Origin of the sequence: uncultured Mailhella sp. (genome assembly GCF_944324995.1) — a bacterium.
Taxonomy (GTDB): Bacteria; Desulfobacterota; Desulfovibrionia; order Desulfovibrionales; family Desulfovibrionaceae; genus Mailhella.
Genome location: NZ_CALUYL010000007.1, coordinates 92,294 through 101,819, shown reverse-complemented (window position 1 = coordinate 101,819; position 9,526 = coordinate 92,294). Strand labels below are relative to the sequence as shown.

Annotated in this window: 7 protein-coding genes; 2 read left to right on the top strand and 5 right to left on the bottom strand. The window is 61.0% G+C overall.

The window, feature by feature from the left end; translation table 11 throughout:
* The first annotated feature begins 681 nt into the window (after positions 1–681).
* Both hypD and trpB read left to right on the top strand, forming a co-directional pair.
* Positions 682–1,782 carry a hydrogenase formation protein HypD gene (hypD, locus tag Q0K02_RS04910; protein ID WP_294485583.1) on the top strand — a complete coding sequence of 367 codons (1,101 nt, stop codon included), beginning with the start codon at positions 682–684 and terminating at the stop codon, positions 1,780–1,782.
* Between the two features lie 246 nt (positions 1,783–2,028).
* The gene (trpB, locus tag Q0K02_RS04905; RefSeq protein ID WP_294485581.1) at positions 2,029–3,243 is read left to right on the top strand and encodes a tryptophan synthase subunit beta; all 1,215 of its coding nucleotides are present in this window, start codon (positions 2,029–2,031) and stop codon (positions 3,241–3,243) included.
* 194 nt (positions 3,244–3,437) lie between these two features.
* Here the strand turns inward: trpB and Q0K02_RS04900 are convergent, their stop codons facing one another.
* From Q0K02_RS04900 to Q0K02_RS04880, 5 genes are read right to left on the bottom strand one after another with little or no spacing between them, the layout of a single operon-like run.
* On the bottom strand, positions 3,438–4,691 hold the full coding sequence (locus Q0K02_RS04900; RefSeq protein WP_294485579.1) for a TRAP transporter large permease: 1,254 nt from the start codon (positions 4,689–4,691) through the stop codon (positions 3,438–3,440).
* A 9-nt stretch (positions 4,692–4,700) separates the two neighbouring features.
* Positions 4,701–5,222, bottom strand: coding sequence for a TRAP transporter small permease subunit (locus Q0K02_RS04895; protein ID WP_294485578.1), 522 nt, complete (start codon positions 5,220–5,222; stop codon positions 4,701–4,703).
* A 58-nt stretch (positions 5,223–5,280) separates the two neighbouring features.
* Positions 5,281–6,537: a TRAP transporter substrate-binding protein gene (locus Q0K02_RS04890; RefSeq protein ID WP_294485576.1), complete on the bottom strand. Its 1,257-nt coding sequence runs from the start codon at positions 6,535–6,537 to the stop codon at positions 5,281–5,283.
* Positions 6,538–6,570: 33 nt separating this feature from the next.
* Positions 6,571–8,199 (bottom strand): amidohydrolase, encoded by a 1,629-nt coding sequence (locus tag Q0K02_RS04885; RefSeq protein ID WP_294485574.1) that lies wholly within the window; start codon positions 8,197–8,199, stop codon positions 6,571–6,573.
* Positions 8,200–8,225: 26 nt separating this feature from the next.
* Positions 8,226–9,407 (bottom strand): MFS transporter, encoded by a 1,182-nt coding sequence (locus Q0K02_RS04880; protein ID WP_294485572.1) that lies wholly within the window; start codon positions 9,405–9,407, stop codon positions 8,226–8,228.
* Between the last annotated feature and the right edge of the window lie 119 nt (positions 9,408–9,526).

The window sequence follows — 9,526 nt, the reverse complement described above, 5'->3', positions numbered from 1 at the left end:
TGTGTTCCTCCAAAATAAAAACACAAAGTTAGGCCAAAGAACGATATCAAATATCTTTGAATGATTAATTTGTCAAGGAATTTTCTCCGAACTTTTCTGCGCCGCGCGTTCTCGGCAAAGCAGTCGTCGGCAAGGGGGCGGGGCGGATGCGCGTCTCGCCGGGGGCGTTCCCAAAAGCGACGAATCGCGTTGCCGGAGGGATGGGGCGCGCCTTCATGATTTTTAGCGGGCTCGGGCAAGGGAGTGGTCTTTCGCGCGCCTTGCATGATTGAAGGCGGAGGCGACTTCGTTTGCCGTTTCGTCGGAGCGGAGGGGCGGTGCCTCATTCGTTTTCCGGGTCTGGAAAACGATGTGGCGTCAGAGCTTCGGACTTTGCCGTTGCCGCCGGGGAAGGGCGGCCATCCCCCGCGTCGTGTCGTTCGGCGACGTCCCTGGGGCTGCATCGCGCGGGGCGGCAGCGTCGGCGAATTGTGCGGCATGCAGGCGGCGCGTTGGGAGGAGGGTGGAGCGACCTGCCCTCTGCGCGCGGGGTTTTCGGAGGGAACCTGCGGGCGTGCAGCCTTTTTTCGGCGCCGTGCGTTTCTGCGGCGCAGCATGGAGCGCTGGCGCAACGCGTTGTCCCGTTGACAGGGCGGACGCTCGCGTTTACCCCAGAGAGAAATGAAGTTTTCAGGAGGCCGCATGGACATTTCTTCCTCGTTTCACGATCCGGCGCTGTGCCGCGCCCTGCTTGACCGGCTCTCGGAAGAGCTCGACGCTCTGGGCAGAGGCGTGCGCTTCATGGAAGTGTGCGGCACGCATACGGTGTCCATTTTCCGCAGCGGTCTCCGTTCCCTGCTGCCCGCAGGTCTGGAGCATCTTTCCGGGCCGGGCTGTCCGGTCTGCGTCACGCACGATTCCGAGGTGGCGGCCTTCATCCGCGCCGCGGAAAAGCCGAACGTCATCGTGTCCACGTTCGGCGATCTTCTGCGCGTGCCCGGGCCCGACGGCCGTTCCCTCAAGCACGCCATGGCCGAAGGCGCGCGCGTGCAGGTGGTCTATTCGCCGCTCGACGCCGTGAAGCTTGCGGCCGATCATCCCGGCGACACGGTGGTGTTTCCGGCCGTGGGCTTTGAAACCACGGCTCCCGTCATTGCCGGAGCGCTGATGAGCGCCCGAAGCATGGGGCTTTCCAATTTCTGCATCATTCCGTGCAACAAGCTGGTGCCTCCGGCCATGCGCGCTCTGCTGGAAAAGGACGACGCGCGCCGCATCGACGCCTTTCTTCTGCCCGGTCATGTGGCCGTGGTGCTGGGACTTGCGCCTTTTGAATTTCTGGCGAAGGAGTTCGGCAGACCTTCCGTGGTGGGCGGATTCGAGCCTGCCGACATTCTTTCCGCGCTCTGCCTCATGCTCGACATGCTGCGCCGCGGCCGCCCGGAAGTGGGCAACACCTACGTGCGCGCCGTGAGCCCCGAAGGCAGTCCGCAGGCAAGGCGCGTCATGGACACGGTGTTCCGCGTGGCGGACGCCCGCTGGCGCGGTCTCGGCGACATTCCGAAAAGCGGCCTCGCCCTGCGCGACGAGTGGCGCGACTTCAACGCCCTGGAACGACTCGGCATCGAACTCGGCGAAACGGGGCACATTCCCGGCTGCCGCTGCGGCGACATCCTTCGCGGGGCGCTCTCGCCGGATCAGTGTCCGCTGTTCGGCAAGGCTTGTACGCCGCAGAATCCCACCGGCCCGTGCATGGTTTCCACCGAGGGAAGCTGCGCGGCCTGGTATCGCTACCGCGGCGCGTAGAGAACTCGTTTGCGTGAAGAAGCGTCGACGCCCCCTTGACGCAGACGCGTTTTTTCGCTAAGGATGAACCCATGAACACGAACGCTTCCAGAACTTTTACCTGCATGTGGTGGTGGCCCTGCTAAAGGGGCCGGGTTCTGGAGTATTATCAGAAGCAAAAATATTAGAACCGCGGTCGGAGTAACGGCCGCGGTTTTTTTACAGCCGGAAGAGGAAGGCCGTACTCCACGACAGAAGGAGTAAGTCATGAGCGTTTCCGAATCCAGCAAGACTTGTGCCCAGGCGTTTGAAACCGGTTTCTTCGGCCCCTACGGCGGCCAGTTCGTTCCCGAGTCCCTCAAGAAGGTGCTGGACGAAGTCAACGACGCCTTCATTAAATATCGCGACGATCCCGAATTTAAGGCCGAGCTGGCCGATCTGTTCACCCACTACTGCGGGCGTCCTTCCCCCATCTTCCACTGCCGCAATCTGAGCCGCGAACTCGGCGGCGCGCAGATCTATCTGAAGCGCGAAGACCTGAACCATCTCGGCGCGCACAAGATCAACAACACCCTCGGTCAGGTGCTGCTCGCCAGGCGCATGGGCAAAAAACGCCTGGTGGCGGAAACCGGCGCCGGTCAGCACGGCGTGGCCACGGCCGCCACGGCCGCGCTCTTCGGCATGGAGTGCGTCGTGTACATGGGCGAGGAGGACATGCATCGGCAGGCCCTCAACGTGTTCCGCATGCGCATGATGGGCGCCGAAGTGCGCGCGGCCATGAGCGGTCAGCGCACCCTCAAGGAGGCCGTGGACGAGGCTCTCGACTGCTTCGTCAACGATCCGAGCATGTTCTATGTGCTCGGTTCCGCCGTGGGTCCGCATCCCTACCCCGTCATGGTGCGTCATTTCCAGTCCATCATCGGCCGCGAGGCGCGCGCCCAGAGCATTGAGCAGATTGGGCGGCTTCCCGACTACGCCGTGGCGTGCGTGGGCGGAGGCTCCAACTCCATCGGCATGTTCGCGGGCTTCCTCGACGACGCGGAAGTCAAGCTCGTGGGCGTGGAACCCGGAGGCAAGGGCATGGGCTACGGCCAGCACGCGGCGAGCCTCTGCAAGGGCAAGCCCGGCATCCTGCACGGCTTCAACGGCTACCTGCTTCAGGATGAGAACGGCGGCGTGGCTCCCGTGTATTCCATCTCCGCGGGCCTCGACTACCCCGGCGTGGGCCCGGAACACTGCCAGCTCAAGGACTCCGGCCGCGCCGAATACGTGACCGTGACCGACGAAGAGGCCGTGAATGCGTTCCTCACGCTGTCGCGCAAGGAAGGCATCATTCCCGCGCTGGAATCCTCGCACGCTCTGGCCCACGCCATGCGCCTGGCTCCCACCCTGGACAAGGACAAGATCATCATGGTCTGCCTCTCCGGTCGCGGCGACAAGGACGTGACCCAGATTGCCGATCTTCTGAAGGGCAAAATGTAGAAATTTTGTTTGAATAGAAAACAGGGGGCGATGCCGCAGGGCGTCGCCCCTTTGTCGTGCAGGAAGGCATGAGCGGGTGGGCAATGTCGAGCGAGGCCGGAAGTCTGGATCGTTGAGTCGTCGCGCCCTGTCATGCGCAAAAAAGGCGGAGCGAGCTGGTCGTTCCGCCTTTTGCGTTCAGATTTGAGGAAAGGCTACAGCAAGAACAGGGAGAGCGAGGGGATGAAGGCAATGCTGAACCATACCGCGAGCAGGGCAAACAGGTAGTGCGGCACGTATTTCAGCAATCGGTTGTAGGGAATGTCCGTGACGGTGCTGACCACGAAGAGGTTCAGACCGAAGGGAGGCGTGATGAATCCGATGGCCGTGCCCACAAGAACGACCATGGCGAACTGGATGGGATTGATGCCCGCGGCCGCGGCCACGGGGGCCAGAATGGGAGCGAAGATGGTTACCACGGGCACCGATTCGAGCACCATGCCCGCGATGAAGATGATGCCCATGGAGCAGAGCAGAACGCCCATGTAGCCCATGCCTCCGAACACGTCGTTCATGACCCTGGCGATGCCGAGAGCGGAGAGCACCTGCTGCATGGCCATGGAAACGGCCACGAGGGGAGCGACCATGCCTACCATCTTGCCGGAGTTGAACAGCACTTCCGGCAGCTGACGCAGACTGAGTTCGCGGGTGATGAGCAGGCCGGCGAAGAAGCAGAAGCCCACGCACATGGCGGCCGATTCGGTGGGAGAGAAAGCGCCGCTGGAAATGCCGTACATGATGACGAAGATGGCGATGAAGCCGAGATAGGCCTGGCAGCCGGTTTTGACCACGCGGGCGGGGCTGAAGGAGATCAGGGTTCCCCACTTGTGCTTCCACGACATGAAGAAGCACACGGCCATCATGCCGAAGATCATGAGCAGACCGGGCACGACGCCCGCGGTGAACAGATCGTTGATGGAAAGGTTGGTCAGAAATCCGTAGGTGATGAACAGGATGGAGGGCGGAATGATGATGCCCACGGTGCCGCCGGCGGCGATGGTGACGGCGGAGAATTCCTTGTTGTAGCCGTCGTCCTTCATCTGCGGATACATGATGGCGCCGATGGTGGCGGCGGTGGCGGCGTTGGAGCCGGAAATAGCGGCAAAGGCGCCGCACGCGCCGAGGGTGGCCATGCCGAAGCCGCCGCGCATCCAGCCGAGGCAGGCGTGGGCGAAGGCGGTGAGCTTGCGGGCGATGCCTGCGGCGTTGATGAGGTCGCCGGTGAGAATGAACAGAGGCATGGCGAGCAGAGCGAAGGCGTTGAGCCCCTCAAACAGCGTGACGCCGAAGTTGGAAAGCGGCATGTCGATGACGAGGCTCACGCCGACGGACCAGAGGCCGATGACCAGCAGCACGGGGGAGCCGATGAGAAAGAGAAGCACACAGGCAAGGCTGATGAGCGCAATCATGATGTCCCCCTAAACAGTGGCCTTGCGGCTTTTTTGCGAGCGTATTGCGGAAAGGAAGTTCCGCGTGTCCTGAATGAGATTCTGGGTGACGCGGAAGAGAATCAGCGCCCAGCCGAGCGGCGTGACGGCGATGAAGTACCAGGTCATGATTTCCGTGCCCAGCACCATGGAAAAGTTGTCGCGGTTGATCTGCACCTGTTCAATAGTCACCCAGATGACCACGACGGAAAGAACAACCCATGCGAGATAGTCTATGATTTCACACAGATATTTCATTCTCGGCCCCATGGAGGCGCGCAGGGCCTCAAAACGCAGATGGGAACGCACCTTGGCATTGTAGGAGGCGCCTATCCACGCGAGAATGAGGAAGAGATAAATGGGAATCTGCACGCTCCAGGCGGCCTGGGAATTGAAAAGAAAACGTTTGATGACTTCCTCGAAGATGATGGCGGCCATCATGAAGTAGGAAATAATGATGATGATCCGTTCGATGTTGTCATCCAGATATTTGAGCACGCGTTTGATGTTCATACGCTCTTTGTTCTCCGTGGCGGCCTTCCCGGCGGGCGGGAAGGCCGCGTCTTAGGGACTAGTTCTTCCACCAGCGGCGGGGTTCCACCGTGTCGGCGCGCATATCGACGGGAATTTCATGCGCAACATTGTAGATTTCCGTATAGACGTCGATGTCTCCGGCCATCTTGTTGAGGCGTTCGCGCCAGGTTTCCCAGGGCTTGGGGTTGGTCTTGGGCGAGGCCATGTCTTCGCACTTCTTTTTTTCTTCGGCGCTGAAGAGGGAAACGCGCACGCCGCCCTTGGCGAATTCCGTGCCTTCCACAGGGGGCATGGTGGCGCCCGTGAAGTTCACCATGGTGGCTTCGTTGAGGCCCTGGATGTAGGACTGCGTATAGTAGGCCGATTCCATGACCATTTCCTGAGACTGTGCGTCCAGCTTGTCGAAGACCTTGGCGGACATGGCGGTGTGCATGGTGCCGGGGAAGAATTCCAGTCCCACCATCTGGGAGGTGACGCCCACCATGTTGGCCATGGGAATGGCGTTGGCGATGCTTTCCTGACCGTCGATGAGGCCCTGACGCAGGGCGTCGTAGGTTTCTTCCCAGGCCACGGGCACGGGGTTGAGGCCGAGCAGCTTCATGGTGATGATGCCGAGCTGCGTGCCGGTGGAGCGGTTCTTGGTGCCCTGCAGCTGATCGATGGAGGTGATGAGGGGAGCGTCCTTGAACTTGAGGCCCATGAACAGGTTGCGCATTTCCACGCCGGAGAACAGGAAGTGAATGCCGTGACGCTTGCGGAGAGGCTCGCGCAGCAGACGGTTGCTGGCGGGAGAGTAGAGGAAATGATAGATGGAGGCGCGGCTCGGGAACATGTAGGCAAAGTCGAGCACGTTGTAGTAGGGGGCGGAGCCGGAAGCGTTCTGCGTGGCGCCGCCGAAGATGTCGATGATGCCCTGCTGACACTTGGACACGCCGTTGGCTTCCGTGGAGATCTGGTTTGCGCCGATGTATTCGATGCGGATGGCGCCGTCGGAACGTTCTTCCAGATCGCGGCAGAAGTCGAGGAAGCCGATGCGGTTCATGAGCAGCATTCTGGCGTCCTTGTCGGCGCCGCCGAACTTCAGATTGTACTTGGCGGGAGTCTTGAAGCGCTTTTCATAGACGCTGTTGGCGGCCTTCGCCAGGCGGGGAGCCGTGATGACGCCGGCCATGGCCGCGGCGGCCAGAACGGTGGAGGTGACACCGAACATGCTGGAAATTTTCATGAAGTCTCTGCGGGAAACCTGCATGCGCTGTTTGATGTCCTGAGATTCGACGTCCTTGTTCCGGTTCATGGTAACTCCTTGGATGGGTAAGGTTGAGGGCTGTCAGCCCTGATATGCGTCACGACCGCCGACAATGGTTGTCAGCACCTTGATGTCCTTGATCTCTTCGCCGGGCACGCTCAGAGGATTGCGGTCAAGAACGACAAAGTCGGCATACTTGCCGGGTCTGATGGAGCCTTTGCAGTGTTCTTCAAAGTTGAGGAAGGCGGCGTCTATGGTGACGGCCTTGAGAGCGCGCCACGGACTGAGCGCCTGATGACGTCCGCGCACGGTTCCGGCACGGGAGGTGCGCGTGACGGCAAGTCCTACCTGCACCAGCGGATCAACGGGCAGGATGGGGCTGTCGGTATGAAGGTTGAAGCGAAGTCCCAGGCGGGCGGCATCGCCCAGCGGACAGAAGTTTTCTACGCGTTCCCTGCCGACTTCCTGTTCGTGAATGTGATCCCAGTAGTAGAGAGGCGCGGTGAAGAAGCAGGGATACACGCCCGCCATGACCATGCGCATGAGCTGTTTCTGCGTGGCGTACTGGGAATGGATGATGAGATGCCGGGCGTCGGGGCGGGGGGCCAGGCGCTGAAGGTTTTCGTAGGCGGTGAGCACGGTTTCTATGCCGGCGTCGCCGTTGGCGTGGATGGCTATCTGCCAGCCTCTGAGGTGCATGGGCAGAATGAGTCGCGTGAGGGCTTCGGGCGTGTAGAGATACTCTCCGTAGAAGTCTCCTTCGCCTTCGCGTTTCAGGGCATAGGGGCGGCTGAAATAGCCGGTGTGGGCGCGCGGATCGCCGTCGGCCCACAGCTTGGCCGCGCCGAGGGTGACCATGCCGCAGCCTGAAAGATCGGTTCCTGCCCGGCATACGGGGTAGGGATCCAGCTTTTCCAGACAGTTGGCGCGCACGAAGAGCACGGCGCGCAGAGGCAGGGAGCCGTCGCGGGCGCAGTCGAGGAAAAGTTTGGTCACTTCATAGCCCATTTCCGCGTCCATGGGCGAGAAGGCCGGGCCGCCCTGCGCCGTGGTGATGCCGGCAGCCGTGTACACGCGGCTTTCGGCAAGCAGCGCCTGCTTCATCTCTTCGCGCGAGTAGGGCGGAATGAGACGGCGCACAAGCGTCTGCGCGGGAATGCCTTCCAGAACGCCGTTGGGCGTGCCGTCGGGATAGCGGCCGATGATGCCGCCGGCGGGATCGGGCGTGTCGCGGGTGATGCCGGCCAGGGCCAGCGCGCGGGAGTTCACGTAGCCGGTGTGTCCGCTCACATGGCGCATGAAAATGGGATACTGCGTGGATGCTTCGTCCAGTTCCCGGGCGGTGGGAAAGCGTTTGCCTTCCATGAACTGCTCGTCGAAGCTGTGCCCGATGATCCATTCGTTGGGGCGATCTTCCGCAGCTTTTTTCCGCAGCCTGTTCAGCAGTTCCGTCATGGTGGTCACGGCCAGATCCGCGCCGAACAGACGGTTCATGCCGCCGGAGGGAAAGTGACTGTGGCCGTCGATGAAGCCGGGAAGCAGGGTGTGCCCCTGAAGATCGCGTATCTGCGCGTCGGGCATGGCGGATTTCATGTCGGCCAGCGAGCCCGCGCCCGCGATCAGTCCGCCGTCGACGGCAACGGCTTCCGCAAAGGGAACGGCGTCATCCATGGTGAGGATGTTTCCGTTGGTGAAAATGTATCTGGACATGGTCCTCTCCTTTTTATGCCGGGGAATTATTTCAGGGTGATCCTGTTTCTTGCAAAGAGAATGAGGGCGGCGTCTGCAGCCATGATGCCGATTTCGAGAAGAATGAAGGCTATGGAGCCGAAGGAGTCGTACACCATGACGGGAATGACGGAACCGAGGGCGCTGCACAGGTAGTAGATGCAGAGATACATGCTGTTGGTCATGCCCTTGTCGTAGGCCGAGGCTCTGTTCACCATGCCGGGGGAGTTTCCGTAGATGACGGCAAAGCCTACGCTCGCGCCCAGCATGGCCGCGCAGGAAGCGACCATGCTCGGAGCGGCGAACAGGGGCAGGAAGAGAAAGAACACGACCGTGGCGGCGAGAAGAAGATTCCATTCGCCCCGCAGAATCTTGAGCAGAGGGCGGCTTCCCATGGTTACGCAGGCGCTGACGATGCCGCAGATGTACACGAGTCCCACGGTGCTTTCGGAAATGGCGCTGTCGAGATGGCGGAGATGGAAGGGGAGAAAGTTGAGCACCGCGGAATAACCGAAAATACACACGGGGCCTATAAGCAGCACGGGCAGCAGCTGTTTGTCGCAGAGAAAGTCGAGCACGGCGGAAGGCGTAAATTCGTGACTTCCGATTTTTTCCGCGTCGGCGATGAACAATGCGGGCAGCACGGCCAGAAGCTGCATGACGCCGAACGCCACGAGCGTGACGCCGGTGGAAAACGCGGAACACAGAACGCCTGCAAGAATGCGTCCGCCGTAGGCTCCGACCATGGTCATGGCGGCGTAGGTGGCCATTCTGGTCTGGAGCGTCCGGCCGGAGTACATGACCCCGAGCCGGGTGGTCAGACAGAGAAGAATGGCGGGCAGCAGAATGCCTTGAATGGTGCGGAAGAGCAGCGCAGGGGCAAAGCTGCCGGAGAGTCCGGCAAGGCAGAGCGATGCGCCCGCTCCGATAAGCGCCAGCATCAGCAGGCGAGTCAGGGTGAGGAAGTGAAGCAGCTTCCCGTAAAGGAAGGGAGCAACGGCAAAGGGGAGAATGGTCACCGTCATCATGAGACTGGCGACCGGCTGGGACACGTGAGCTTCCGTTGCCACGGTGGCCAGAAGAGGCTGCGGGCAATAGAATCCCATGAACGTCAGCACGGTGACCAGAAGCAGCGCGGCGTATTCCCCGTTGCCGGAGACGGCGAGTTTTTCTTTAAGGACTGCATTCATATCCGTGACCCCGAAGAGGTTGAACATGGTATTTGTGAATTCTCAAGCAAATATCATGCCAAATAAAAAATATGCATTACTTTTCAAGGGATAGAAGAGCTTTTCTCAGCGCTCGGCGC

Bases quoted from the DNA above. Each gene is read 5' to 3' on its own strand.
- Q0K02_RS04890 (WP_294485576.1), bottom strand. From the start codon at position 6,537: ATGAACCGGAACAAGGACGTCGAATCTCAGGACATCAAACAGCGCATG.
- Q0K02_RS04880 (WP_294485572.1), bottom strand. From the start codon at position 9,407: ATGAATGCAGTCCTTAAAGAAAAACTCGCCGTCTCCGGCAACGGGGAA.
- Q0K02_RS04885 (WP_294485574.1), bottom strand. From the start codon at position 8,199: ATGTCCAGATACATTTTCACCAACGGAAACATCCTCACCATGGATGAC.
- hypD (WP_294485583.1), top strand. From the start codon at position 682: ATGGACATTTCTTCCTCGTTTCACGATCCGGCGCTGTGCCGCGCCCTG.
- trpB (WP_294485581.1), top strand. From the start codon at position 2,029: ATGAGCGTTTCCGAATCCAGCAAGACTTGTGCCCAGGCGTTTGAAACC.
- Q0K02_RS04895 (WP_294485578.1), bottom strand. From the start codon at position 5,222: ATGAACATCAAACGCGTGCTCAAATATCTGGATGACAACATCGAACGG.
- Q0K02_RS04900 (WP_294485579.1), bottom strand. From the start codon at position 4,691: ATGATTGCGCTCATCAGCCTTGCCTGTGTGCTTCTCTTTCTCATCGGC.